This is a genomic window from Clostridium sp. AF23-6LB, assembly GCF_003461085.1.
In the GTDB taxonomy this organism is placed as follows: Bacteria; Bacillota; Clostridia; order Lachnospirales; family Lachnospiraceae; genus Coprococcus; species Coprococcus ammoniilyticus.
Window position 1 is genome coordinate 645697 of record NZ_QTWK01000001.1, and the last position, 25680, is coordinate 671376.

Below are 25680 nucleotides of genomic sequence, written 5' to 3' on the forward strand. Positions count from 1 at the left end.
TACTTTTGCAGTACCTTTACCTTATGACATTATTATAAAAAGGAACCGTTTCACCGTATATATCAATAATTTCAGAAACATGTTGGTTTTTTATGAATGTTTGATTTCTGCATGCAGTTCTTTTGGAAAATGGATCGTGACAGTCGTTCCCCTGCCAACTTCACTGTCGATACAAACCGCATATTCCGCGCCATAATACAGTTTGATACGTTCATTGACATTTCGCACACCATAGCCCTTCGAATCGGCAGTCAGTATCAGCTCCGCCTGTTCTTGGGTCATACCGACACCATTATCGGATACCGCAAACCGGATATCTTTATCGTCCTCTTTTCCACTGATGCAGATCTCTCCTCTGCCATCCTGTTTCAGATCTATGCCATGATGGATCGCATTCTCGAGGATCGGCTGTAAGATCAGGTTCAGTGTTTCATATTTTAAAATGGAATCATCGATATCATAGATAACATCGAAACTGTCATCGTGCATCGTAAGCTGGATATCCAGATATGCTTTGATGTTCGCGATCTCATCCCGGACAAGCAGGATATTCTTTCCCTTATTTAACGCTGTCCGGTAAAAGGTGGACAACGACAACGTGATACGACTGATATCCTCCTGGTCTGCCTCTAATGCTTTCCAGTTAATGATAGACAGGGAATTATACAGGAAATGCGGATTGATCTGCGCCTGCAACGCCCGCATCTCATATTCCTTTTCTTTGATCTTGCTTCGGTATACTTCATTGATCGTTGCATCCAGACGCTTCGTCATACTGTTATAACCATTGATCAGATCACCGATCTCATCCGTACTGTCATTCTCAATCTCCATACCAAGATTCCCGGTTTCCAGATTACGCATTTTCTTCTGAAGCTTACTGATACGTTTCGTTATGAACTCGGAAATTATACGGATACATGCGACTGCTGCGATCAGACTGACCAGGATTGCTGCTGCAGCAATTATTAAGATTGGCTGAATCGAAGAAATGATCAGTCGATCCGGCTTATAGATCCAGATCTTCCAGCCGGATGCCTTCGACTCCCGCTTAATAAACTGATAACCGGAATCCTTCTGCCCTACTGTTGCAAAGAACTGTTCCTCTGATAATTCATACGGCTGTTTTTCTTCTGTAAATACACTCTTTTTAAAGATGCAGTTACCTTCTGCATCCTCTATCACAACGCCATAATTATCAAATACCGTTTCGTTATTAAACGGCTGGAATACGCTGTCATAATCCACCCCTACATAGAGCAGACCCTTCGCCTTTTTCTGCTCCAGCATGGCCATGCGGTTTAACGAATACGCAGTCTTATCCTTCGCATTCACGATCCAGTGGATCTGGTTATCGTCAACTATTCCATAGTTCGTCTCTTCATTTTCAATCGTGGTAATGGGGGCGATCGTACTGCCGTGCTTCACCTGACAGGCATCCGTGTAGATCGTTACCTGCTTTACATCATCATGAAAATACATAATAGAAGAAAGCAGGGGATCTATAACACTTGCCACCTGCTCATAATTCTGATATGTACTCTGATCTGAGCTTAAGATCTTCGCGATCGACTGATTATAGGATATATAATTAGAAAGATTGTTATAAATCTCTAACTCATTATCAAGCGCATCTGTCGTCTGTGTCAGATACGATTCCAGGATCATTGTCTCACGATCCCACAGGATCTTCTTCATCTCATGGTAGGTGATCGTTAGCGTGATCATGATCGGCAGAAACCCGGCAAGTATATAAATAACCAACAGCTTGCCGGATAATCGCAGATTCTGGAACCCTCTTTTTACCCTTTTATCTATCCGTTCTTTATGCATCCGCCTGTCCTCCGCTCTCTCTGAATTTCTGCGGGCTCACGCCAAAGAACTCACGGAAGCTGGAACAGAAGTAAGACACATTCGGATATCCGCATGCCACACTGATATCTACGATCTTCGTCATGCTGTTCTCTAACATATCCTTTGCCTGTTCCATCCGGTATGCCTTGATGAATTTGCTTAGATTCTGTCCGGTCTCCTTCTTAAATACCGTACTTAGATAGCTCGGTGCAAGATGTACCATATCCGCCAGCATATCGATTCCAAGCTCGCTTCCATAGTTCCGGTAAATATACTGCTTCACCAATTCTACTTCCCGATGAGCTGTCTGTGTTTTTCCTGCAAAACAGTTTTCCAGTCTCCGGATCGCTTCTTCGACAAGATCCGTCAACACCTGAAAATCTGTCGCCATATATAATTTCTCAATGTCTTTATTTAACTCTGCTTCGTCAGTCTCATCGATGCTTCCGTAGATATCCTTCATCAGATTCGAGAACAGGAACTTGATATAGATTTGGGAGTACTCTGTCTTATGTCTGTACTTCTCACAGAATCTCTGGAAATGCTCCCGGAGTGCTTCCACATCCTTCATCTTGATATCCTGTTTCATCTGCTTCATAAAGGTATCATCATCGAACTGGATAATACCCGGAGTCTCGCCCTCCATGTTCGGATAAAATACATGGATCTCCGGATGGTAGAATTTGTTCTCCATCAGCACTTCGAGCTCTTCCATCTTATCTGCCACTTCGGACAGATCACCGATATCAGAGGATATCGCTATGTAACAGTCAGCATCATAATCGGCTTTGATGATCTTTACGATCTCATTTGCCTTACGGAGAATATTCATCTCATCCCCTAAGAATAAGATCTCCTGCTGCTGGTTCAGGTTCAGATATTGCAGGATTCCAATTGACTTTAAGTTCTCGTTCTCTTTGAAATCCACTCCACGTCTGCCGAAGAAATCATGATTGAATTCCATCAAAAGCATATTCTTGAATTTACCCAGATCAAGCGATAATCCGCTGTATTCCTGTCTGAGCTTCGTAACATCCGTTCCGTTCAACAGCATATAGAGCGCATGCTCATATAAGAATTCCATGCTCTTGTTCTTCAGCTCGTCCGAAGCCTTTGCCTCTTCCAGTTCATTTACAACCTTATTCAGAGTATTCTTGAATTCATTTGGATCGACCGGTTTTAAGATATAATCAACAACCCCCAGCCGGATCGCTTTCTTTGCATAGTCGAATTCATTGCATCCGCTGAATATGACTGTGCGCAGCTTTTTCTTTTCCTTCACAACATGGTCGATCAGTTGGATTCCATCCATGAAAGGCATCTTTACATCTGTAAGCAGGATATCAAAATCTTCTTTCTCCAGCTTCTCCAGTGCATCCACACCATTTACCGCCTCTGCAATCTCAAATTCCAGATTCAGTTTTTTTAAAAGAAACCGAATACCGTTTCTTTCTATCTTCTCATCATCTACGATCAATATCTTGTACATATCTATCAACGCCTTTCTATGGTGGAAATATATATCTTATTTTAACACATTTTACAGCTTCCAGATATCTTTATTATATTCTGCAATCGTACGATCGGAGGAGAAGAAGCCTGCCTTGCTGATATTTACCAGAGTCTTCTCAGCCCAGCCCATACGGTCTTCATAATCGGCAAGCACCTGTTCCTTTGTCTGAATGTAATCACAGACATCAAGAAGCGTCATAAACCAGTCTTTTACGATCAGCTCGTTATGAAGTCTGGCAAGTGATTCCTTCTGACCGATCGCAAGCAGCTCATCACTCACAATAAAGTCTACCAGCTTCTTGATCTCCGGCTTCTCATAATACTCTCTTGCCACATAGTCTGCCTTTGCATAGTGCTCGATCACTTCTTCACTGGATTCACCAAAGAAATAAATATTATCCTCGCCCACCAGTTCTCCGATCTCTACATTTGCACCGTCACGGGTTCCAAGAGTAACCGCACCATTTAGCATGAACTTCATATTTCCTGTTCCGGATGCTTCCTTGGATGCCAGTGAGATCTGCTCTGAGATATCGCATGCCGGAATGATCTTTGCTGCTTTTGATACATTATAATTCTCGATCATGACAACTTTCAAGTACGGACTTACCTCAGGATCATTGTCGATCAGCTCCTGCAGACAGAGGATCAGATGAATGATGTCCTTTGCGATCGTATAAGCAGGTGCAGCCTTTGCTCCAAATATAACTGTGATCGGAGTCTCAGGCAGATGTCCCTTCTTGATCTCAAAATATTTGTAGATCACCCAGAGGGCATTCATCTGCTGACGCTTGTATTCATGCAGTCTCTTGACCTGGATATCAAAGATTGAATTCTCGTTGATGTCGATTCCCTGTGTCTCTTTCAGGTAGTCCTTTAAGACTGCCTTATTGCTCTGCTTGATCGCAAGGATCTCTTCTAATACGTTCTTATCCTTATAGTAAGAAGCCAGCTCCTGTAACTTATCGGCATCCTTCTTGTAGTCCGGTCCGATCAGCTCTGTGATGTAGGCTGCCAGCTTTTCATTGCAGTGTAATAACCATCTTCTGAATGTGATACCGTTTGTCTTATTGTTGAATTTCTCAGGATAGATCTCATAAAATGGATGCAGCTCTGAATTCTTCAGGATCTCGGTATGCAGATAAGCAACACCATTTACACTGTGGCTGTAATGCATATCGATATGTGCCATATGCACACGGGAATCTCCATCTATGATATAAACACGCTCATCCTTATAACGGTTTCTGACCTTTTTATCCAGCATACGGATCACAGGCATAAGCTGTGGAACGACCTTCTCCAGATAAGCGACCGGCCATTTCTCCAATGCTTCTGCAAGGATCGTATGATTTGTGTAAGCACATACATCGGTTACAATCTCTGTTGCTTCATCAAAGGAGATACCCTCTTCCATCAACAGACGGATCAATTCAGGAATCACCATAGACGGATGTGTGTCATTGATCTGAACGGCAGCATAGTCTGCAAGGTCATGCAGATTCGAGCCTTTCTCCTTTGCCTCTGCAAGGATCAGCTTTGCACCATTTGCAACCATGAAATACTGCTGATAGATACGAAGTAAGTTGCCGGCTTCGTCACTGTCATCCGGGTAGAGACAGAGTGTCAGGTTCTTCTTGATATCTGTCTTATCAAAGCTAATGCCATCCGGCTCCATGATGCTCTCATCCACGCTCTCAATATCAAATAAATGCAGCTTATTTGTGCGGTTCTCATAACCTGTCACATCGATGTCATACATTCTGGACTGTACGGTACAGTTTCCAAACCGGATCGTGTTGCTTACATCGGTCTTTGTCAGCCAACTGTCTGCCTCGATCCATGGATTTGCAGTCTCCTTCTGGTAGTTATTCTCAAATACCTGCTTGAACAGACCCATATGGTAATTTAACCCGATACCATCTCCCGGAAGTCCGAGTGTTGCCATCGAATCAAGGAAGCAGGCTGCCAGTCGTCCAAGTCCGCCATTTCCAAGGGATGGTTCCGGCTCTACTTCTTCGATATCATAGATGCTCTTGCCGTTTTCTGCCAGCACCTGTTTTACTTCATCAAAGATTCCAAGATTGATCAGGTTATTGGATAACAGCTTACCGATCAGGAACTCTGCTGATATATAGTAAACCTTTTTCTTACCATCTTCTGTAACCTTGTCTTCTGCTAATTCCTTTGTCATATCAAGCAGCGCAAAATAGATCTCCTCATTGCTGCATTCCTTGATCGTTTTATTATATTTCTTCTTACAAATCTCTGTTAACATTATATCCTCCTTACAAAAATACTGCTTCACAGCATTTCTTCCATATACTCTTGTTAATTCCCTTAATCTGTCTCTGATCTCGTCTGTAAATTCACCCTTCTTCATCCGCCAGCGCCAGTTTGTACCGATCGTAGACGGAAGATTCATCCGTGCTTCGTTATCCTTTCCAAGCAGATCCTGCATCTGAACGATAACGGTATCGGCAGGGCTCATATATAATACCTGCATCATCTTCTCCGGGATCTCCTGTTCATTTGCCGCTCCCAGATATTCCATCATAAATGTAAGATTGTCCTTTGATGCATTCTCGATATATCCTTTTAATGTGTCATTATCGTGTGTTCCGATATAGACAACGTAATTCTTTTCGTGATTATGCGGTGCATGTTCATTCTCCGCATTTCCGTCAAATCCAAACTGTAAGATCTTCATTCCCGGATATCCGGATTCCTTCACCAGCTTCTGTACCTCCGGCACAACGACTCCCAGATCTTCTGCGATCACCTTTGCATTTCCTCTGGCACTGTCGATCACATCTACAAGCTTCTTTCCCGGACCTTCCAGATAGAATCCGTTCTTTGGCTCTCCGTCTGCCGGAATGTTGTAATACCGCACAACGCCGATGAAATGATCGATACGGATCACATCATAGAGACTGGCTGATTTACGGATCCGGTTCTTCCACCAGGAGAACCCATCCTGTTCCATACGATCCCAGTTATATAAAGGATTGCCCCATTTCTGACCGTAATCGGAGAATGCATCCGGTGGACAACCGGCTACACACACAGGTTGTAGATCATGATCTAACTGAAATTGTTCTGTATTTGCCCATACATCTGCACTGTCCAGTGCTACATAGATTGGAATGTCGCCGATCAGACTGATACCATGATGGTTGGCGTAAGATTTGAGTGTCTTCCACTGCTCATCGAATTTGAACTGAAGGAACATATAGAATCCGATCTCGTCGTGTAACTGTTCCCTGCACTTACAAAGTGCTGTTTCTTCTCTCTTTAAAACCGGTTCTTCCCAACTTAACCATTCTTTGTTCTCATGGTCTGCCTTGACCGCCATATAAAGGGCGTAATCCGGAAGCCAGTTTTCATTTTCCGTAAGAAATTCTGCATACTGCCTTGATGCCTCATGCTTCGATCTACCATATGCTTTTCTCAATACCTCAAACCTTTGTCTGTACAGACGGGCGTAATCGATGTCATCCGGCTGATCGTACCAGCTGTATGCATCTACCTCCTCCTGTGTCAGTAAACCTTCATGAATCAGAATGTCGAAATCGATAAAATAAGGATTGCCTGCAAATGCTGAAAATGACTGATACGGACTGTCGCCAAAGCTGGTTGGTCCGATCGGAAGCACCTGCCAGTAACGCTGGCCTGCCTCCTTCAACCTGTCAACAAATTCATATGCCTCTTTCCCCAGAGATCCGATTCCATATGGGGATGGGAGACTGCTGATCGGCAGTAGGATTCCTGCACCACGCTCTAACGCTTTCTTCATATCTGATACCTCTTTATTAAATTTTCTATTGAACAGCTATCCAGTTGCCTGCATTTAATAAAGGTAAAGGTAAGGTAAAGGTCTTATATACGGAATGTCTGTTCTGGTTTGTATTCTAGTATCTTTTTTCTGTTCTTTCTTGCATAATAAGAGCATTTTATGATACTATTCTATCATGTTTGATTTTATCAAGATTCATTTAATGTTACATGGAGTGGATACGATCATACATCTCCACCTGTTTGTCAGGAATAAAATAGCAGAAAAGGCAGGAAAGAGAGGTTATATATGAACAGCTTAGAATATGAAAATTACATGGAGACCAAAGCACATGTGGATCCACTGTTTCCTTACAACACCTATCTGTGCTCCATACCACTGGACTTCAATGCCGTCCCACTTCACTGGCATCCATATATGGAGATCATTTATATTAAGAAAGGGAAAGGAAATGTAACGCTGGATTTCACGACGCACTATGTAGAGGAAGGGGATATCATTCTGATCCTGCCGGGCAGGATCCACGGCATCTCCCAGTATGCCTCCTATTCAATGGAATATGAGAATATCATCTTTTCAGTTGACCTGTTCCGATCCAGAAACCACGATACTCTGGACAGTGAGTTTTTTCTGCCTCTGCTCTCTGATGAACTAAATATCAAAAGCATCTATGATCGCGACGATCCTTTATATGAAGCCCTGTCCTCCTGCCTGAACCGGGTGGATGTGCTCTGCTCATCTACTCCAAAAGGATACCGGCTTGCTCTAAAAAGCTGTTATTTTGAATTCTTCTATACCCTGTATGCCCATGCAGAGCAAAAGGCAGAGACCTCAGACCGAAAGAATCATGCAAAGAATCTGGATCGTACCAAAGCGATCTTGTCTTATATCGACCGAAACTACAAAGAAGCAATATCCATTGCGGACATTGCTTCTTACTGTGGATTCTCTGAATCCCATTTTATGCGTTTTTTTAAGAATACGATGGGTGTATCCTTTACCACCTATCTGTGTGACTTCCGGTTAAATATCGCAGCCAGACTTCTTGTCACAACCGATGACAGCATCCTGTCCATCGCAGAAAGCTGCGGTTTCTTTAACCTGTCCTACTTCAACCGGAGCTTCAAGAAGAAATATGGCATCACTCCGGGAGCATACCGGAAGCGGTAGTAAACCGTTTCCCTGCATTGTTTATTTTATCTTAAATGATACATACTTGTTGCTATATCCAACATACAGACGGTACTGACCTTTCTCTAACTTTGAAAGATCATACCGGCCTGCCAGATTGAATGTCCAATACTTGCAGCTATGTGCCGGAAGAACATATCCCTCTGATATCGTTATATTCTTTTCGTCTACCTTCTTCCATTTGCCATTTTCATATTTTCTGAGTTCTCTCATATTGCTGAATGTACGTTCTTTATTTGTTCCATTGTACAATACATAAGTAACTACCATATACTCCGGATCAAATTCAACAAGTTCTGTTTTCACAGCTTTTCCCTTGTATGCAGAGGTTGATTTCACAACCTTGATCTTCAGCTTATAAACAACCGTTTCTGATGATGTTCTGTACTTTGCCTGTAAAACTACAGAACCTGCCCTCTTGCCTGTTTTAATCTGCATACCATTCTTCGTTTTTACAACCTTGGCAATTTTCTTATCGGATACTTTCCAGTCTGCCTTCCGAAGCTTATTTGATACACCATATACAGCATGCAGGTTATCAAAACTTACCTTTGTGTTTGTACCCATCCATAATTTCCATGCATGTGTTGTAACACCTCCATGCACATTATTTCCGCACAATACTGCCTCTGTTGTCTGTTCCGCAGCCTGTACTCCATCATTCGTTTTGATACCCGCTGCATTGCTGTTGATACCTGTTGTTATCACCATGGCAAAAACCAACAGGATACCAGTTAAAGTTTTTAATACATTTTTCATTTGATTTCCTCCTTCATATTGGGTTCTTTTTTATATACTATACTGTATGCCGACTCCGCCAACAACCCTCCTTTGCATAAAACGGACAAATATTGCAGAAAACGGACAAATTCAACTTCGTTTATACAAAATTGCTCCCTATTCCCTGCCAAATACATCTTTTTTCCGGACAATGATATAGCCGATCACCCACAAAGCAATGATCCAAATGGTCAGATACAATAATCCAAACCTGACAGACAGTGCATCTGCTCCATCACTACTGAAAAAACGGGTGATCATAGCATATCCATGCGGAAGATAACGACTGCCATAATAACTGCTTACGACCAACATCATAAATACAACAACCATACCTGCTGAACTGCTGTACTGTACTGTAAGTATCATCTGAAGAAGAGACTGTATGATTCCAACCATTAATGGTAAAACAAGCAGATTCACAAGCAGATCTGATGCCCCGACTCCTATAAAATCTGTTCCGTATATCATGTTAGCCAATGTTATATGATCCCTGAATGATATCTCTCCATACCGTGCCCACGCATACGCAAGTGTTCCAAGCCATGCACATGCAAAATACAGAAGATTCACACAAATACACCAGACACATTTCGAGCACCACCAGATTGAACGTTTCCTGCTCTTAACCATCATATACATACCAAATCCATGCATATCCTGCCGGATATAATCTCCAACACAGAACATCAGACACAGATACAGCATAAACCACGTCATTGGAACCTCAAATGAATTATTGCTTCCTTTTGTAAATACAAAAGGACTCTGTCCCTGAAACAGATTCAAACCATATTCCCATATTGACAGGTTCTGTCCATACCACTGCTAGAAGTACTCGCCAGCTTGATCGACCATCCCACAGGCGATCGCACCAATCAGCACAGCCAGAATATATCGTCCAATATATTTTACCAGCCCCTGCCGGATATCATGTTGAAAAAACTTAACGATCATTCTCCGTCTCCTTTATAAGCCTTCCCTCTGACATATAAATTTTCTCATCTGCTAGATAATCCATTTCAGATTTATCATGACTGGCAACGATAATGATACGGTTTTCAGCCGAAAGCCCACGAATAATTGCACGGATCTCCTGCACTCCATCTGTATCGATCGCATTGATCGGTTCATCTAACAAGATCAGTTCCGGACTTCCCATGATCGCTGCTGCGATTCCAAGACGCTGCCGCATACCAAGTGAATACTTGTAAAATTTTCTCTTATCATCCGGATCCAGTCCCACCTGTTCCAGCACCCGGCGTACTTCTGCCTTATCGACATTTTTCTGAAGACCAGCCAACATCTCCAGATTCTGTTTCCCTGTATAATCATTTAGAAATGATGGATTCTCAATCAACATACCAACACTTTCCGGAAATGAAATATCTTTACCAAGCACTTTATCCTTGATCCGTATAGTTCCGGAACTTGGATAGATCAGACCTGCTATTAAACGCATCAGCATAGTCTTGCCACATCCATTCTTCCCGCATAAGCCGTAGATCCTGCCACCAGAAAATGTATAATTAATATCATCCAGTACGATAGTTCCCTTTATCACTTTTTTCAAATTAGTAATTTCTATTTTCATTCCATTGCTCCAGTTCTTAATACATCTTTTTTATAGTTACTTGCAGCAAACAGCACTATAAGGATCAGAAACATTCCTGACATTGATAAGAACAGAGAATGCCAGGTAAGCTTCATGCCTTGTTGTGCAGGATTTGGGATCAGACTGATATTATATGCATTTATATCCGGGATCAGATTGTGGATTCCATAATACATACAGCAGTTAAACATCAGTGGCAGGATCATCAATACAAACCGGTTGTAACAGAATTGTGTGATTGCCAGCGCCATCAGTGCAAATAAACCGCCATAGATAAAATCTATAAAAATATACCATGCTGCATACAACGCCGGTGCTTCATACACAATGTCACCCAGAAGTGCCCGTCCCGGCACAACCGACTGTAATGCCATTGGGTCTGTTCCAATAATCGGCATAAAACAGGCAATCGACAGAAAATTAACAAGCAATGGTATTGCTATCACACATCCTCCACTTACAAATGCTGCAATTCCTCTGGCTGTCAGATACCTGCGTCGTCCACATCGTATGATCATCTGCCCGGCATACCCATTGTTCCATTCAGAAAACAACTGGCTTCCATATGGAAGTACTGCCAGAAATGGCAGCAACAGATAGAATAGCTGATTGCAGGGCGACAGCAGCTCTGTTCCTAACCATCCATCCAGAACACCGATCTCATACCAGTATCCATATTCCTTATCCATTTCCCCCAATTCCGTAACCTTTTCGTATTCAACATTATTCGGAGCGTACACATTTCTGTAAATCCACACTGTATGGTACAGACTGATCAACAATCCAACCATCAGTGCAATATAAAACCCCTTTGTCCGGAACGCTTTCTTTAATTCCAAGCTTACAACCTGTCTCACTGTTCTCCCTCCATTTCAATATCTGTGATCTGTAATCTGTTTTTCACCGGATATGTTCCGAGAACCATCTCATATATCACCTGATTATTCTCCACCTGTTCCCATTGTTCCTTTGTCAGGTTCGCCTTATATATTTCATAAGGAATATAAAGGGTATCCCCCGATACAAATGTTCCATCCGATAATGACGGATTCAGATCACTGAAAAAGAATGGATCAAATTGATTAAATACATGGAAATACTGAATTGAAGGCATCGTTTCCAGCACATTCTGGTCCTGAATCTTCTCCACTGTATATGCGACCATCAATAACTTCGTATTTTCTCCTGTAAGCTGCGATTCCTGATAACTCTGATATTCTGGATGTTCTTTGAAATAATCCTCATAATTCCATAAAACAGCGTCTTTGATCTGATAAGTTAATCCTCTGTATGTCAGATTTTCTCCCTGTGCGATCACATTCTGTTCCGGCAGTCTGGCATGTGCAGTTACATAACAGATCCGGGCTCCAATTATTAAAAACACAGCAATTGCCAATACAATACCTGCTATTTTCTTCTTTTTATTCACTTCGTCCTTTTTCCTTTCATCCTGGCAGATATCTGATTTATTACCTGCATAAATAAATGAATAAAGATGGTCTCCTGTCCCCCGCAGAAAACCATCTCTTTCATAATGCTATGAGTCAATCCTGGTAAAGATATGCTTTGTATTCTTGTTCACATTAAATGCTGCTCAGTCGTTATATATTCTCCATAAATTCATGACAATAGGTAGATAGATTTAACTGAATAATTAAATTATTAGCTTCATGAGCAACAATTTTTCCAGTTGAAATAGGAATCTAGTTAACATCCTTTTACAAACTGTCCATAACTTTTTCACCTTTTAATTCTCGTTGAAAATATATTTTAGAATATTTTTCTTCTATTTCAATACTGTATATGATCCAGCACAATCTGGACTCCATACACCTTTTGCTACACCTGACCCCGAAAGTGACTTAAAACCTAGCTTGGCATAAGAATACTTTAATTCATTTACATAGTTAGTCATTGCATACTTTCCCATTCCATTTATACCATAAAAACGTTTCCTGTCTCCATCCAATCTACCCGCAGGATATTTCTTTGCACTATCGCCAGTGCATCCATAAACCCCTACTGAAATTGCACTAAGACCAGACCCATATGTTAGACTCCAGTAGATATAAATTTTTGAATTAGTATCCTTTCTCCTTTTATTGGTATATTTTACCTGCGTAGAATTTTCATCTAGCACGGCCTCCCATTTTGTATCCGATGTATTAGCTGCACTTGATACTGACTCCGATATTCCCATACCAGTTAAAACAAGCATACCAGCAATTGTAGCAAGAATTATTTTGTTACCAATTCTTTTTTTGATCATTATTTTATTCTCCTCCTGATTGTATAAACTATGAAAAACTTTTTACATGTTTTCCACGCTGCCACGATACCAGTCAAAGCCACATACAAGCATAAACTTCAACTTATAATTCGTGTAACATTAAGAAGCGAGAAGGTTAATCGTCATCTCCCCCTCATACCCTATACAGTTTTGCTTTATCTATATATTAATAACACAAAGTGTATATGTCAATAGTATTTTAGTTTTTCTGTATATTTACAAAATAAATGATATATGTTATATTAAAACCTTGAAATTGAGGTGTTCTAATGGATCGAAAAAGCAACTTTCGACGTGGATCCGTCGAACTAATGGTCTTACATCTGTTAAGCTTACGGGATTACTATGGATATGAGCTGACACAGATCATAAGACAGGAAACGAATGGCGTCATTGATATTCCGATTGGTTCATTATACCCGGCATTATACAAATTAATTGATGCCGGATATATCTCTGATCATAAGGAACAAGTGGGAAAAAGAATGATTCGTATATACTATCACTTAGAGGATAGCGGGAAAACACGATTAGATCTTTTGTTACATGATTACTACCAGACCAATCAGGCAATTCAGGACATTTTAAGATTTAATGGAGATGAACAAACAGATGAACACGAAGAAAAAAGGGGAAATTAACAGGTATATGCGCAAAGTGCGCCATCTGTTGCCTACCATGCACAAAGCAGAACGTAAATTTATCACCAACTTACGCCAGGATATAGAAGAAATGGCTCAGACCAGATCTTCTATATCCTATGAGGCGTTAGTAACTGAATTTGGTGACCCACATGAACTTGTAAACAATTATATTTCTGAAAAAGACATTGATACAATTCGAAAAGAATTACATATTTCACATTATATTAAATCACTTGTTATCACAGGCATTCTTGCGATTTTACTGGTAACCGGATTCAAGATGTTTCTTGCTCATCTGGACTATCTGCATGCTCAGGAAAGCCAAATTGCATATGACACCACAGTAATAGAAGAATTGGAAACATCCTCAGCAGAAGAAGCACTAGAACCATCTGATATATATGATGATACAACAGCAAATGAAGAGGAACATTAATCCAACTCTGTCATGTTCCAAAACCGGAACATTATCTTAGAGAAAAGCAAGGAAACCAAATGAAAATCCCAACTTACAGGATTCCCATTTGGTTTCTTTACTTTTATTCTTCTACCACCGGAAAATATACTTTTATCTCACAGCCGCCTGCAGTTTCATCAGAGGAAACATCCAGTTCCACATTTAGGTCATGTGCCATTTCTTTTGCAAGATAAAGTCCCATCCCGGTTGCTTTCTTCCGCCTGTCACCGGAATCTCCGGTAAAGCCTTTCTCAAATACATACGGAAGATCGCAGGCTTTAATACCCATGCCATTATCCCGGACAGATAAAATAATCTTCTCATGTTCTCTGATACAGGAGATCCGGAGCTGTTTATCCTTTCCTTTGCTGTATTTGATTGAATTACTGATAAACTGTCCAAGCATAAAAGCAAAGCCACGTTTATCGGTAAATAATGTGTTCTCCTTTATATCAAGCTGAACCTGTATCTTCTGTTCTTCTAACAGTGGTGTGAAATCCTCCAGCACTTCTTTTACACAGGTTTCCGTATCGACCGACTCAAACCTGTAATCTTTTCTCGCCCCCTTTAAACGGGCATAGTATAACATCTGGTCGATATATCTCTGCATCTGACAGTTGATCCGGTCAAGCTTGCATACCACATCTTCTGACAGCTCGTCTCTGTGATTGTCCAGCATAAATGTCAACAGGGCAAGCGGCGTCTTTACCTCATGCGCCCATGCTTCCACATATTCCTCATAATCATTTAGCTGTAACTTCGTCTGTGCGCATTGATCCATCTGTTCATGTAATATCTGACTGAAGCTTCTGATCTCTGCCTGCAGATTCTCCGCATCATGAAACAGTTGTTCCTCATGATAGGAATCCGGCACTGCAAGGAATTCATCAAATGCTTTCTTCCGTTTTCTCTCTTTCTTTGCCAGATAAAGAACAGCCGTTACAAATACCAGCAGGCTGAACAGAATTACCGATATTGCGATCACCTGAAATGCCTGTGCATCGATCAGCCATAACAGCAGGATACTGAGCAGATCAAGCAGTCCGATGATCCCCAGCCAGAATCTATTCTGTTTTATGATCTGTCCGATCTCCTTTATGGATATATGTTCCATCTCTACCTCTCCGATGTCTGTCCGACAAAACGATATCCGACGCCACGCACAGGAATGATCTGCTGTGGCATATCAAGATTTGCCATTGTCTTTTTCAGTCTTGTAAGATTCACCTGTAAGGCATTTTCATCGATGAATTCTGCCGTTCCCCATAAGGCGATACAAAGCTCTTCTTTCGTCACAATATCCGATCCGTGCTCTAAGAATATCTCAAGAATCTTTCCCTGATTCTGCGGCAGGATAACAGACTGGTTATGAATGTATAAAGTATAGGTCTGGCGGTCAAGGAGAAATCCATTTCCTTCCAAAAGGTTATTTCTTCCCTCGTACCGTTTCAACACATTGGATACTCTGGCGAGCAGACGTTCTTTTCTGCACGGCTTCGTCAGGAATTCATCTGCGCCCAGATCCAGGGCATGCAGTTCATCCTGAAGTTGATCCCTCGACGTCAGAACCAGAACCGGTATGGAGCTTTTCTGCTTCAGTTCCCGGCAGATCTGGAATCCACCCATGCCCGGCAGATTCAGATCGAGCAGCACCAGATCCGGGGATGCCGCAAGAATAGCTGCTGCCGCATTCTCAAAATCCGTGATACCGCTGGTCTGATAGCCCGCCTTCTGCAATATAGCTTCCAGTTCTTCCCGCATCATATCTTCATCTTCTACCACTGCTATATGCTTCATATCTACTCCTCATCTATCAGTCAAGGTTTCACGCCATCGCCATTGATCTTCATCTGCTCTGAATCTACTCCTCACGTTCCGGTACCATCAGTGTCAGAAGATACCGGTTGCTTGACCGTTTTACAAATGCCATATAAATGCATTCTACCACACAGAGCAACAAAATCATAGCTGCAGCAAGCAGCATGGCATCTCGGATACTATTTGAGATCATACCGGAAACCAGTGTAAGGACGGCGCGCACACCGAAGATACTGCTGATGCCTGCAACGACAACCGGCATACCAAAGTACCAGTTGATCTGTTTTCTTGCGGAACGGCAGAGCAGTTCATAGGTTGCTCCAAGCCGGATCAGTGTCTTATATCTGCGGCCGGATTTCTGCTGTCCCATCAGGAACTGTACCCCGATCACAGTATTTGCAATGATCAGGAAAATGATCGCCAGATAGATCGTGATATAACTTGCTGCTACGATATAGAACATCCGGCGTCCCATATTTTTCAGATAACTTTCATATTCAATATTTTTTGCTGCAAAATCGATCTGCGCAAGTTTATCATTCATCTGCATGACCGACTGAAGCAGGTTATCTCCCTTGACCTTTGACTGATCCAGCACACCATTCAGATAGATCGTGCTGTCCCATGTATATTTGTCAAATATTTCATCCGGCACGATCAGGGCAAAGGATAATGTAATTGCCCGGTCGGTAATAAGCGGTGTGTTCTGTATCTTACCGGTCAGATACATCTTATGATCCAGATATGCCACCTCCGGGCGGTCTGCCAGAATATCATTTATATTCTGATTCATACTATCCGATGTAAATTCCAGACTTTTAAATACTGCCGCCTCATCGTCTGACAATGCAAGAGGTTCTTTCCCTGCAAGTTCGAGTACATGATTATATCCGCTCAAAGAGATCAGATATGGATATGACACATATTCCAGATTGTTAAGCAGAATATCTTTATCCTCTGAATCCGGCAGTTGTTCTACCCGGCTCATAACGGATGACAGATCAAATACATCATAATCATCATTTGCACCCGGAATAAGATGACCGACCCGCACCTCAAACAGATCGGAAAAATCCTGTTCCAGTCCGTTGTCTGTCAGAAGCTTTTTTACATTTTCCACACCCTGTTTCTGATCTTCTTCGTAATTTTCAAATGTATAATCCATGATATGGATATTTCCCTTTTCATTTCCATAGGAAAATGCGATCACAATTCCTGCTCCAAAACAGCAGAGGGCTGCAAGGATCAGAACGGAACTGATCGATAAGGTACTGGATTTTCTTATGACATTTTCCTGCACCTGACGGAAATTAAATACCCGAAGGGCAGCTCCCCCATGGCTGTGTCTTACCAGACGGTCGATAAAAAACCGCATGCCATAGAATAAAAGCAGCATACCGACAAAACCGATCAATACTGTCTCAGACATCTTACAAAGTGTCGTCCATGATATTCCTCCGATCGCCATGCTGTATGCCACAGCCAGGCAGATAATACCGAGGACGAAGCTTACCGCATAGACACCAGCCGGGAACTGCTTCTTTGTTCCCTCCGGTGTATCAACTAATAATGCACCGATCTCCTGTCCTGCGATCTTCCCGCTTAAGATCAGGAATGCAACCAGCTTGATCACAAAAAATCCAACAGCAGTTATTATGATTGCCTGAATGGAAAATGTTACCTGATGTCCGACGATACCAAGTCCTACACATTTGGCTGTGATCAGACTGATCAGTTCGGATAATAAAACAGCGATCGGAAGTCCTGTTATAAGTGCTGCCAGACTGCTTCCTATATCTTCTGCAAGAAGCATCCCGAAAAGTTTGCTTCTCCGCATTCCCATCATCAGGTAAACACCAAATTCGTGTTTTCTTCGTTCCAGTTGGAATTTGCTTGCATAGTAGATCAGGAAGAATAAGATCACCAGTGTCATTACAAAAAATGCAGGTATGATCTGGAACAGACGATCTACCGCATCACTCTCCATTTTCTTAAGGAATACCATAACATCCTGTGAAGAAAGTGACAGGATAATATAGAATGCCACGATGGATATTACTAACGAAGAGAAAAACAAACCGTTTTCTTTTCTGTTTCGTTTACTGTTTTTTCGGATCAGTTTAAAGAACATTTGCGCTGCCCCCTCCCAACTGTGCCATGACCTGCAGGATTCTTTCATAGAACTGTTGCTGTGTCTCTGCGAGCAGATCCCGTCTTAATTCATGGAAGATCACGCCATCCTGAATGAACAGGATACGCTTGCAATAGCTTGCTGCATTGGAATCATGCGTTACCATCAAAACAGTTGCCTTCTCATCCCGGTTCAGACCGGCTAATTTCTCCATTAAGGCTTTAGCATTTCTGGAATCAAGCGCTCCGGTTGGTTCATCTGCCAGAATGATGCCCGGATTCAGGATCAGTGCTCTGGCTGCTGCCAGTCTCTGCTTCTGTCCGCCTGACATCTGCGATGGGAACTTATCCAGTACCTCGGTGATCTCCAGATATTTCGCTAACTGCTCCAGACGCTTTCCGCCCTCTGCCTCCGATATGTTATGAATCGACAATGGAACCATGATGTTCTCACGTCCGGTCAGATTATCTAGCAGTTCAAAATTCTGGAACAGGTATCCGATCTCCTTGCCACGGTATCCTGCCAGCTTCTTGCCCTTCAACCTCTGGATCTCTGTACCCTTCATCCGGATCTTGCCGCTGTCCGGCTGGATCACTGTTGCGATACAGTTTAATAACGTTGACTTACCGGAACCGCTGCTTCCCATAATTCCTAAAAACTCGCCCGGCATCACCTGAAATGTGATTCCGTTCAATGCCTTTGTCTGGTTCGGTTCCTTTCCATAATATTTTTTCAAATCTTCTATCTCTAATAATGCATCCATGCTGCCGCCTCCTTGTACTTTCTTAATTGCTGTTGTTTGACTTCTTGGGGTATCATGGTTTCCTTCGCTCTCTCATACCCGCTGCTGCCCGGCTCCTGTGGGTATCATAATTTATTTCTTAATTTCATACCCACCATATCTGACAATATTTATACTATCAGATATCTTCCTCAAATAACACTTACACTGAATGAAAGGTTTCGCCTGTATAATTCCAGAAATACACGACAATAATATATATGTTTAAAAAGATAATTGCAGTATTAATACAGTGCATATACATGAACAGCATGCCTTACCAGCACAGTATATATGCACTTCCGCAATCATCAATAAAATTCCATCAGGAGGTTATCCCATGTCAAATATGTTTTGTTTTCAGTGCCAGCAGACGGCTGGCAATAAAGCCTGTGTGAATACCGGAGTCTGCGGTAAGCAGCCCTCGACATCCAATCTGCAGGACGAATTAATCTGTGAACTGATACGACTTGCCGAAGCAGCCGAGCTTACAAAGAAATCCATACAACAGAAAAAAGAGACAGATCCCAAACTTCTGTCCCGATACCTGAACAACCGAAAATCCGCTGACCGTCTGCTGATCGATGGTTTATTTACAACACTTACAAATGTGAATTTTGATGATAAATCAATCAAAGATTACATCAACGAAGTGCAGAAAAACCAGAAGGATATCATGCGCTGTATGCCTACAGACATATGTCACATATCAGATATCGCATACAAGAACTTCCCGACTACAGATATGAATTCACCAACTGCAAATATGAATTTCTCAGATACAAATATGAATTCACCAACTACAAACAGTAACTTCTCAGATACAGATAAGAATTTATCAACAGCAAATATCAATCCTCTGACTTGTGGATTGAAAGATCCACATGATATACCGGTAATCAGCCTGTGGGATGGTACGGACGATATCGTGTCACTCCGCTCCACGTTATTGTTCGGCTTAAAGGGAATGGCGGCGTATGCGCATCATGCAATGAATCTCGGCTATCAAAATGATAATGTAACAACCTGGTTCTATAAGGGCTTGTGTGAAGTGAACCGCGAACACTCGGTAGAAGAATGGATCGAGCTTATTATGGAATTTGGAAAAGTGAACTATCAGTGCATGGAACTGCTCGATAAGGCAAATACCGAATCCTTCGGCACACCAACGCCGACAAAGGTTCACACCGATATCCGAAAGGGACCTTTCATCGTTGTATCCGGTCATGATCTCCGCGATCTGGATCTGCTCTTAAAACAGACCGAAGGAACCGGTGTCAATGTCTATACACATTGCGAAATGCTTCCGGCTCACGGCTATCCAAAATTAGCCGCCTATAAGCATCTTGCCGGTAACTTCGGAACTGCATGGCAGAGCCAACAGACGGAATTTGATAATATCCCTGCACCCGTCCTCTTTACAACCAACTGCCTGATGCCGCCACGCCCCAGCTATGAGGATCGCATCTACACTACCTCTGTTGTCGGCTATGAAGGAATGGTGCATATCGAGGGAACAAAGGATGGCAAGAAGGATTTTACTCCGATCATCAAGCATGCCCTAAAGCTGGGCGGCTATGAACACGATCACAGCATGAGCGGTATCAATGGCGGTCATATCCTGACAACAGGATTTGCTCATGGCGCAGTCCTCTCCCATGCAGATAAACTTACAACCGCCATCAAGAATGGTGATATCAAACACATCTTCTTAGTTGGCGGTTGTGATGGTGCCCATCCGGGCAGAAATTATTATACGGAATTTGTAAAACAGACTCCTATGGATTCTCTCGTTCTGACACTTGCCTGTGGCAAATATCGGTTCAACGATCTCGACCTGGGTGAGATCGATGGAATTCCAAGGATCTTAGATATGGGGCAGTGTAATGATTCTTACAGCGCGATCAAAGTTGCCCTTGCACTGGCAGAAGTTTTTAACTGTGATATCAACAAACTTCCTCTGACCCTCGTTCTCTCATGGTATGAACAGAAGGCTGTCTGCATCCTTTTAACTCTGCTTGCACTCGGTGTCAAAAACATCTATCTCGGTCCAACCCTTCCGGCATTTATGACAGAAACCGTTGTCCGTTTTCTGGTTGACACCTACAACCTGCAGCCGATCACGGCTCCTGAACAGGATATGGATGCGATCCTCGGGCGCAGCTAAACAGTCAGTCGGCATCATCCCATTCCGGCAACAGCTTCATCACACATTCCGGCAAACATCAGAGCTTCATCACACATTCCGGCAAACATCAGTGCTTTATCACACATTCTGGTAACCACCACAATAAGGACAGCGGCTGGCATATCCGGTTGCTGCCTTATAAGAAGCACCGCAGTTCGAACATCGGACTGCGATCAGGTGAAGCTGTTCCGGATCGATCGGCTTGTTGTCCATCAGCTCTTCTTCTCTTCTGAGCCGTTCTCCACGGACAGAAGCAGGATCATAACTGTACTTACCATTGTATTCATAGATATCGATCGTCATTCCGATCGGGAACATGGAATCCGCTCCTCCACTGATCGAAGTCGGCAGGATCACTTCCCGCTCGATACCATAATTATCAAAATAATGCACCTTTACATTTAAAGGAAATCTGCCATTTACCATATAAGATGTATTTTTTACATAACCATAAATCTTCGCTGTATACTTTTCACCATGTACACGGATCATTTTCTTGTTATGGAGCATAACAAGGATCGTCACGATAAAACATAATCCAAGTACCACAAACATTAATGGAATTAATATAAATGCCCCGGGCTTACCAAATGCAAATAAAAAGATCAATGTCATAAAAAGCCCTATTCCTGCAAAACCCACTCCGACAATCATACATATCTTCTGTGCACTGTTCATATCCATCTGCCTCCCACATAATGATCATAACTATGATACTAGCATCTACCCATTTATAAGTCAAACAAATCCATGTATTATTGCGTATACAATTATCTGTTTTCACCTATGATATTCTTTATACCTGCATATGAAATTTTATAAATTTGAATATGAAATTTTCACTTGCATTTTTACTAAAAGCTTAGTATAATGACCGACGTTGTAAAAATTGAAGAAAAAGCTTTGGTATAAAATTGGAAACGACACAAGTGTGCTCCTGATATTTCACCTCGTTTGCCGACGGATGAGCATATCACTTGATAACGAACAACACATGTGTCTTTTTTGTGCTTATTTTTAAGATATTTGCAGTTTTGGTTCTGCATTTATTCAGATTATTTATCAAAAAGGAGATTTATTTTATGCCAAAAACTTTATTTCAAAACATTGTTTTCACTTTAATGATGTCTTTTCTTATGGTCTATGCCATGATCTGCTACAACATTTCCCTAAACACGGGTGGAATGTCAAACTCCGTTTTCTTAGCCGCCTTTCATGAGCTTATCATCATGTGGCCGGTTGCCTTTTTACTTGAATTCCTGTTTGTAGATAAGGCTGCACATGCTCTTGCATTCCGCTTCGTGAAGCCGGATGACCGCCCGATCATCATCACGCTTGCAATTTCTACCATGATCATCTGTATTATGTGTCCTTGCATGAGCCTTGTTGCCACTATTTTATTCAAGCATGCCGGTCGTCAGTTTGCAGCCGTGTGGCTCCAGACCACCTTCTTAAACTTCCCGGTAGCTTTCTTCTGGCAGCTTTTTTACTGCGGTCCATTTATCCGTCTGATCTTTCGCAAGATTTTTCCAGAGAAATAAGTCTGTATAAACAATGGATTCGAGCAATCCGAGCAGGCTGGCACTTCCTACATATGATCCGCTTTATTTTCTATTCGGTTCGCACGCTTATTCATCAGCAGTCGCCCAAACTCGTCCTTACGGACTCAAACATGGGCTTGATGCTGATAGCTAGTGCAAACCTCATAACGAAAATACGCTAATATCATATGTAGGAAGTGCCAGTCTGCCCGGATCACCCGAATCCATTATTTATATTATGAAATTAGAGAATCCCCTCCGACAGATGGTTATATGCGTAACGTTTTACCTGTATTTCTTATATGGTCATCAGACGTTTTCTAACTATGACATTTGCGAAGATTTCGTTGTGAGCTGCATATTGCCAGTAAATACGTGTGCCTGTTCGAGCTCAAAGAGCGAGTTGGCACAGGAGTATTTACGAATCAGGCATATGCAGCAAACAGAAATCATAGCAAGTCATAGTAAAAAACGGCTGACTGCCAGATAGGAAATACAGATAAAGCCCCATATGTATAACCATCTGTCGAAGGGGATTTACACATTACGACTGCCAGACCAGGTTACCGGATGGATCAAGAGCCTGAATCCGGTAGGTATGGGCTTTAAGGTCTGCGGACAGACGGGCAAGATAACCGTCCTTTTTCCAGGTGATATAAATACGGTTATACATCTGGTCCGCCGGTACTTCTGCAAAATGCAAAACATTTTCTGCCTGAGCGGAGATCTGCGCTGCAGGCTTTGTCCGGATTGTCATTTCCGCATCAAATCCAAATGCCGGAAATTCTTTCCGGAATTTCAACATTTCAAGCTGCTTTTTTACGACCTCCTTTTCAAGGCCTGACTCTATATCTTTTTGTGAAAGATTCGTCCGGTTGATCTCTTTATGTCCACCTGCACCCGCACGCTTCACTGCCTCATAATCATTAGATCCGGCAAACAGATCCAGATACCAGACCTGAGGTTTTCCGGGCATAAATATCTGTAATGCTCTGGCTAATAACAATGCCTGTTCATTTTCGCCAAGTGCATTATAATATGTCGTATTTACCTGATAATACATCTTTTTATTACCGTGAAGATCCTTTACAAAACCACCACGATCCACAAGCAGTCGGATCAGATCTTCAATCCTGTTGTCCGGCAACAATCCGGCAAGATCCAATACCGGTATTCCATCATGGCATCCAAGCATATTCACAGTATGAATATTCTCTTTTATCTGTTCCTTTGCCCACTGCTCCAGGTAAGAGCCATCGCCTCTGTAAAGAGCATCCAGGATCAATCCCGGAAGGAAAAAGTCATATGTCAGATATCCCTTCTCTGCTATCATCTTATACTTTTTCTCTTTATATCCGGCATGAATCTCCGGAAGAAGACGGATTCCATATGGTTTTGCAAGCTTATGGATCTGTTCAAGGAATTCCCATGTCTCCGGTTCATTTAAGAAATTGGCGCGTCCCGGTGCTTTTGGGGCATATGCAAATGCATCCAGACGGATTATCTTCGCTCCGTAACCTGCCAGTTTTTTTATGGTTTCACGGTAAAAGTCCCAAACCTTTTCTGATTTAATATTGAGATCCATTTGTCCTAAATATCTGGTATGATAATCATCAGTATCCCGAATCTCCTGATAAAACGTATTCCAGTATGGAATCCGACTGCCATCTGCCATTTCCACCATCAACAGAGGTAATCCCGGTTTGCGGAAGAACATTGGATCCAGATACTTCTGTTCCGGTTGTATATAGCCGTCTTCTGTCATTTCTCCACAGTTTTCCCAGAATGTATTCCAGTTAATAAAAAAGTCACGATATTCCGATTGACTGCCATTCTCCAACAGATCCTGAAACTGTGGCGACTGTACAGACGCATGGTTTAACACAAAATCCAGCTTCAGATCTATATTCTGTCTACCCAACCGTAATAGTGCCTTTTCAGAATGAAATGTCTCCTCAAGATCATAGTCGATTACAGAAAAACCACGATCCAGATCAGAATGGTAAATACTCGGTAGTATATACATTGAGGAAAATGCATCTGCAAATCCATCTCTTTCAAATAAATCCGCAACAGCTTCCAGATCTCCGCCAAGACTGTCCGGATACAGATTCAGCATTGGACCATTTTCAATTTTATTTATATCTGTCATAGTTGTTTCTTCTATCTCTGTTTTCCTCATATTCTATAACCTCCTGTTCACTTACTATTCCGTATAAATCCTGCCATGCATATCCTGAATGATATCTGCCCGATCCAATCCATCATTAATCTTCTTCTGCTCAATTCTTAATACTCTGGCTACAAAGGGACTGTCAATGGCAGTGTCACGATTCCTCTTCTTTCGGTTTTCAAGTGTTTCTTCCGGCGTACTGATCAATACAACAGATACATCCACCCCCTGCAGGTATGCACTGTTTCCATGTGTCCATTCAAGGATCAGAATATCTGTATCTGATACATCCCTGCGATCATACCAGATATCATCCGGGGTTCTTCCCATATGACGTAGCAGCAGTTGTGAGGTTCCTCCATGAAACTGCATGAGAAGATTCGATATAGCTTCATAATCCAGTTCCTGATCCGTACCCAGATAGTCTATAAGAGCCTTGTCTCCATACTTCTGATATATGGATAACCACTGCATGTCCTCTTGTTCTTCTGCATCCCTTCCGGCTTTTTGAAGCTCTAATAATTTTTCTTTTATTTCATCTGTATATAGCCTTTCAGTTATAAGTCCATTTAACCCGGACATACGAAATCTCGCAATTCGTTCTGCATCATTATATATGGGAATCCGATGCGGATAATTGTCCCCGCTTATAATAAGTGATTTCTTTCCCTGTTTTTCAAACATATTTTGAAGTAAGAAAGCCATTCCGGTCTTACCAACACCAGAACCTCCGGATACCGATATGACTGTTTTTTTCTCTTTTCTTTCTTCTGTTTTTTTCCGGATCAACGGAAATAATCGTTCTGCGTTTTTGATCTGTTCCTGTGCCAGATCCGATACTGTAATTTCTTTCGTATCCATCTGTCCGTCACCTCATTTCTGATCATCTTATATATCTTTTATTCTATT

Annotated in this window: 22 protein-coding genes and 1 pseudogene; 5 read left to right on the forward strand and 18 right to left on the reverse strand. The window is 42.0% G+C overall.

Annotated elements, in window-relative coordinates; translation table 11 throughout:
• Positions 1 to 90: 90 nt before the first annotated feature.
• The 4 genes and pseudogenes from DWY07_RS02930 to malQ all read right to left on the reverse strand — a co-directional run.
• On the reverse strand, positions 91 to 1833 hold the full coding sequence (locus tag DWY07_RS02930; protein WP_117822161.1) for a sensor histidine kinase: 1743 nt from the start codon (positions 1831 to 1833) through the stop codon (positions 91 to 93).
• Positions 1826 to 3343, reverse strand: a complete 1518-nt coding sequence (locus DWY07_RS02935) for a response regulator (protein ID WP_117822162.1) — start codon at positions 3341 to 3343, stop codon at positions 1826 to 1828. The genes DWY07_RS02930 and DWY07_RS02935 overlap by 8 nt, the downstream gene beginning before the upstream one ends.
• Before the next feature lie 51 nt (positions 3344 to 3394).
• Entirely contained in the window at positions 3395 to 5644 is a 2250-nt protein-coding gene (locus DWY07_RS13350) for a glycogen/starch/alpha-glucan phosphorylase (RefSeq protein WP_226801062.1), read from the reverse strand.
• A gap of 48 nt (positions 5645 to 5692) precedes the next feature.
• Positions 5693 to 7162, reverse strand: a pseudogene (gene malQ, locus DWY07_RS13355) (4-alpha-glucanotransferase); the annotation flags it as partial.
• Between the two features lie 288 nt (positions 7163 to 7450).
• Between malQ and DWY07_RS02945 the strand changes: the two are divergent.
• Complete coding sequence (locus DWY07_RS02945; protein WP_117822164.1) at positions 7451 to 8332, forward strand: AraC family transcriptional regulator; 882 nt, start codon at positions 7451 to 7453, stop codon at positions 8330 to 8332.
• 21 nt (positions 8333 to 8353) lie between these two features.
• On the opposite strand, the gene DWY07_RS02950 is transcribed toward DWY07_RS02945, so the two are convergent.
• The 7 genes from DWY07_RS02950 to DWY07_RS02975 all read right to left on the reverse strand — a co-directional run bounded on the left by DWY07_RS02950 (position 8354) and on the right by DWY07_RS02975 (position 13017).
• The gene (locus DWY07_RS02950) at positions 8354 to 9112 is read right to left on the reverse strand and encodes an immunoglobulin-like domain-containing protein (RefSeq protein ID WP_117822165.1); all 759 of its coding nucleotides are present in this window, start codon (positions 9110 to 9112) and stop codon (positions 8354 to 8356) included.
• Positions 9113 to 9250: 138 nt separating this feature from the next.
• Positions 9251 to 9922, reverse strand: coding sequence for a hypothetical protein (locus DWY07_RS02955; RefSeq protein ID WP_117822166.1), 672 nt, complete (start codon positions 9920 to 9922; stop codon positions 9251 to 9253).
• 39 nt (positions 9923 to 9961) lie between these two features.
• A complete protein-coding gene (locus tag DWY07_RS13505; RefSeq protein WP_264293243.1) occupies positions 9962 to 10090 on the reverse strand; it encodes a hypothetical protein in 129 nt (42 codons plus the stop codon).
• Positions 10080 to 10727: an ATP-binding cassette domain-containing protein gene (locus DWY07_RS02960; protein ID WP_117785610.1), complete on the reverse strand. Its 648-nt coding sequence runs from the start codon at positions 10725 to 10727 to the stop codon at positions 10080 to 10082. Before DWY07_RS02960 ends, DWY07_RS13505 begins: the two co-directional genes overlap by 11 nt.
• Complete coding sequence (locus DWY07_RS02965) at positions 10724 to 11605, reverse strand: hypothetical protein (protein WP_117785609.1); 882 nt, start codon at positions 11603 to 11605, stop codon at positions 10724 to 10726. The genes DWY07_RS02960 and DWY07_RS02965 overlap by 4 nt, the downstream gene beginning before the upstream one ends.
• Positions 11602 to 12177 carry a hypothetical protein gene (locus DWY07_RS02970; RefSeq protein ID WP_117785608.1) on the reverse strand — a complete coding sequence of 192 codons (576 nt, stop codon included), beginning with the start codon at positions 12175 to 12177 and terminating at the stop codon, positions 11602 to 11604. The genes DWY07_RS02965 and DWY07_RS02970 overlap by 4 nt, the downstream gene beginning before the upstream one ends.
• 357 nt (positions 12178 to 12534) lie before the next feature.
• Entirely contained in the window at positions 12535 to 13017 is a 483-nt protein-coding gene (locus DWY07_RS02975) for a hypothetical protein (RefSeq protein ID WP_117785607.1), read from the reverse strand.
• Between the two features lie 332 nt (positions 13018 to 13349).
• On the opposite strand from DWY07_RS02975, the gene DWY07_RS02980 reads away from it, so the two are divergent.
• Positions 13350 to 13679: a PadR family transcriptional regulator gene (locus DWY07_RS02980; RefSeq protein WP_242997295.1), complete on the forward strand. Its 330-nt coding sequence runs from the start codon at positions 13350 to 13352 to the stop codon at positions 13677 to 13679.
• Positions 13651 to 14118 carry a DUF6120 family protein gene (locus DWY07_RS02985; protein ID WP_117822167.1) on the forward strand — a complete coding sequence of 156 codons (468 nt, stop codon included), beginning with the start codon at positions 13651 to 13653 and terminating at the stop codon, positions 14116 to 14118. The genes DWY07_RS02980 and DWY07_RS02985 overlap by 29 nt, the downstream gene beginning before the upstream one ends.
• Before the next feature lie 103 nt (positions 14119 to 14221).
• On the opposite strand, the gene DWY07_RS02990 is transcribed toward DWY07_RS02985, so the two are convergent.
• From DWY07_RS02990 to DWY07_RS03005, 4 genes are all read right to left on the reverse strand, one after another.
• On the reverse strand, positions 14222 to 15253 hold the full coding sequence (locus tag DWY07_RS02990) for a sensor histidine kinase (RefSeq protein ID WP_117822168.1): 1032 nt from the start codon (positions 15251 to 15253) through the stop codon (positions 14222 to 14224).
• A gap of 2 nt (positions 15254 to 15255) precedes the next feature.
• Positions 15256 to 15936, reverse strand: a complete 681-nt coding sequence (locus tag DWY07_RS02995) for a response regulator transcription factor (protein ID WP_117822169.1) — start codon at positions 15934 to 15936, stop codon at positions 15256 to 15258.
• Positions 15937 to 16000: 64 nt separating this feature from the next.
• Positions 16001 to 18088, reverse strand: coding sequence for an ABC transporter permease (locus tag DWY07_RS03000; protein WP_117822170.1), 2088 nt, complete (start codon positions 18086 to 18088; stop codon positions 16001 to 16003).
• Complete coding sequence (locus tag DWY07_RS03005) at positions 18078 to 18851, reverse strand: ABC transporter ATP-binding protein (RefSeq protein WP_117785600.1); 774 nt, start codon at positions 18849 to 18851, stop codon at positions 18078 to 18080. The genes DWY07_RS03000 and DWY07_RS03005 overlap by 11 nt, the downstream gene beginning before the upstream one ends.
• Positions 18852 to 19209: 358 nt before the next feature.
• Here DWY07_RS03005 and hcp point away from each other — a divergent pair, with 358 nt between their 5' ends.
• Positions 19210 to 21036: a hydroxylamine reductase gene (gene hcp / locus DWY07_RS03010; protein ID WP_330584349.1), complete on the forward strand. Its 1827-nt coding sequence runs from the start codon at positions 19210 to 19212 to the stop codon at positions 21034 to 21036.
• A 99-nt stretch (positions 21037 to 21135) separates the two neighbouring features.
• Here hcp and DWY07_RS03015 read toward each other — a convergent pair whose 3' ends face one another.
• A complete protein-coding gene (locus DWY07_RS03015; protein ID WP_021943325.1) occupies positions 21136 to 21735 on the reverse strand; it encodes a zinc-ribbon domain-containing protein in 600 nt (199 codons plus the stop codon).
• A 404-nt stretch (positions 21736 to 22139) separates the two neighbouring features.
• Here DWY07_RS03015 and DWY07_RS03020 point away from each other — a divergent pair, with 404 nt between their 5' ends.
• Positions 22140 to 22598, forward strand: coding sequence for a DUF2798 domain-containing protein (locus DWY07_RS03020; RefSeq protein ID WP_117822171.1), 459 nt, complete (start codon positions 22140 to 22142; stop codon positions 22596 to 22598).
• Positions 22599 to 23142: 544 nt separating this feature from the next.
• Here DWY07_RS03020 and DWY07_RS03025 read toward each other — a convergent pair.
• Positions 23143 to 24780, reverse strand: a complete 1638-nt coding sequence (locus DWY07_RS03025; RefSeq protein ID WP_117822172.1) for an alpha-amylase family glycosyl hydrolase — start codon at positions 24778 to 24780, stop codon at positions 23143 to 23145.
• Between the two features lie 24 nt (positions 24781 to 24804).
• Complete coding sequence (locus tag DWY07_RS03030) at positions 24805 to 25632, reverse strand: adenylylsulfate kinase (protein WP_117822173.1); 828 nt, start codon at positions 25630 to 25632, stop codon at positions 24805 to 24807.
• Positions 25633 to 25680: the final 48 nt, after the last annotated feature.

Excerpts from the sequence above, each read along its gene's own strand:
- DWY07_RS02930 (WP_117822161.1), bottom strand. The coding sequence starts at position 1,833 with ATGCATAAAGAACGGATAGATAAAAGGGTAAAAAGAGGGTTCCAGAAT.
- DWY07_RS02935 (WP_117822162.1), bottom strand. The coding sequence starts at position 3,343 with ATGTACAAGATATTGATCGTAGATGATGAGAAGATAGAAAGAAACGGT.
- DWY07_RS13350 (WP_226801062.1), bottom strand. The coding sequence starts at position 5,644 with ATGTTAACAGAGATTTGTAAGAAGAAATATAATAAAACGATCAAGGAA.
- DWY07_RS02945 (WP_117822164.1), top strand. The coding sequence starts at position 7,451 with ATGAACAGCTTAGAATATGAAAATTACATGGAGACCAAAGCACATGTG.
- DWY07_RS02950 (WP_117822165.1), bottom strand. The coding sequence starts at position 9,112 with ATGAAAAATGTATTAAAAACTTTAACTGGTATCCTGTTGGTTTTTGCC.
- DWY07_RS13505 (WP_264293243.1), bottom strand. The coding sequence starts at position 10,090 with ATGATCGTTAAGTTTTTTCAACATGATATCCGGCAGGGGCTGGTAAAA.
- DWY07_RS02960 (WP_117785610.1), bottom strand. The coding sequence starts at position 10,727 with ATGAAAATAGAAATTACTAATTTGAAAAAAGTGATAAAGGGAACTATC.
- DWY07_RS02975 (WP_117785607.1), bottom strand. The coding sequence starts at position 13,017 with ATGATCAAAAAAAGAATTGGTAACAAAATAATTCTTGCTACAATTGCT.
- DWY07_RS02980 (WP_242997295.1), top strand. The coding sequence starts at position 13,350 with ATGGTCTTACATCTGTTAAGCTTACGGGATTACTATGGATATGAGCTG.
- DWY07_RS02985 (WP_117822167.1), top strand. The coding sequence starts at position 13,651 with ATGAACACGAAGAAAAAAGGGGAAATTAACAGGTATATGCGCAAAGTG.
- DWY07_RS02990 (WP_117822168.1), bottom strand. The coding sequence starts at position 15,253 with ATGGAACATATATCCATAAAGGAGATCGGACAGATCATAAAACAGAAT.
- DWY07_RS02995 (WP_117822169.1), bottom strand. The coding sequence starts at position 15,936 with ATGAAGCATATAGCAGTGGTAGAAGATGAAGATATGATGCGGGAAGAA.
- DWY07_RS03000 (WP_117822170.1), bottom strand. The coding sequence starts at position 18,088 with ATGTTCTTTAAACTGATCCGAAAAAACAGTAAACGAAACAGAAAAGAA.
- DWY07_RS03005 (WP_117785600.1), bottom strand. The coding sequence starts at position 18,851 with ATGGATGCATTATTAGAGATAGAAGATTTGAAAAAATATTATGGAAAG.
- hcp (WP_330584349.1), top strand. The coding sequence starts at position 19,210 with ATGTCAAATATGTTTTGTTTTCAGTGCCAGCAGACGGCTGGCAATAAA.
- DWY07_RS03015 (WP_021943325.1), bottom strand. The coding sequence starts at position 21,735 with ATGAACAGTGCACAGAAGATATGTATGATTGTCGGAGTGGGTTTTGCA.
- DWY07_RS03020 (WP_117822171.1), top strand. The coding sequence starts at position 22,140 with ATGCCAAAAACTTTATTTCAAAACATTGTTTTCACTTTAATGATGTCT.
- DWY07_RS03025 (WP_117822172.1), bottom strand. The coding sequence starts at position 24,780 with ATGAGGAAAACAGAGATAGAAGAAACAACTATGACAGATATAAATAAA.
- DWY07_RS03030 (WP_117822173.1), bottom strand. The coding sequence starts at position 25,632 with ATGGATACGAAAGAAATTACAGTATCGGATCTGGCACAGGAACAGATC.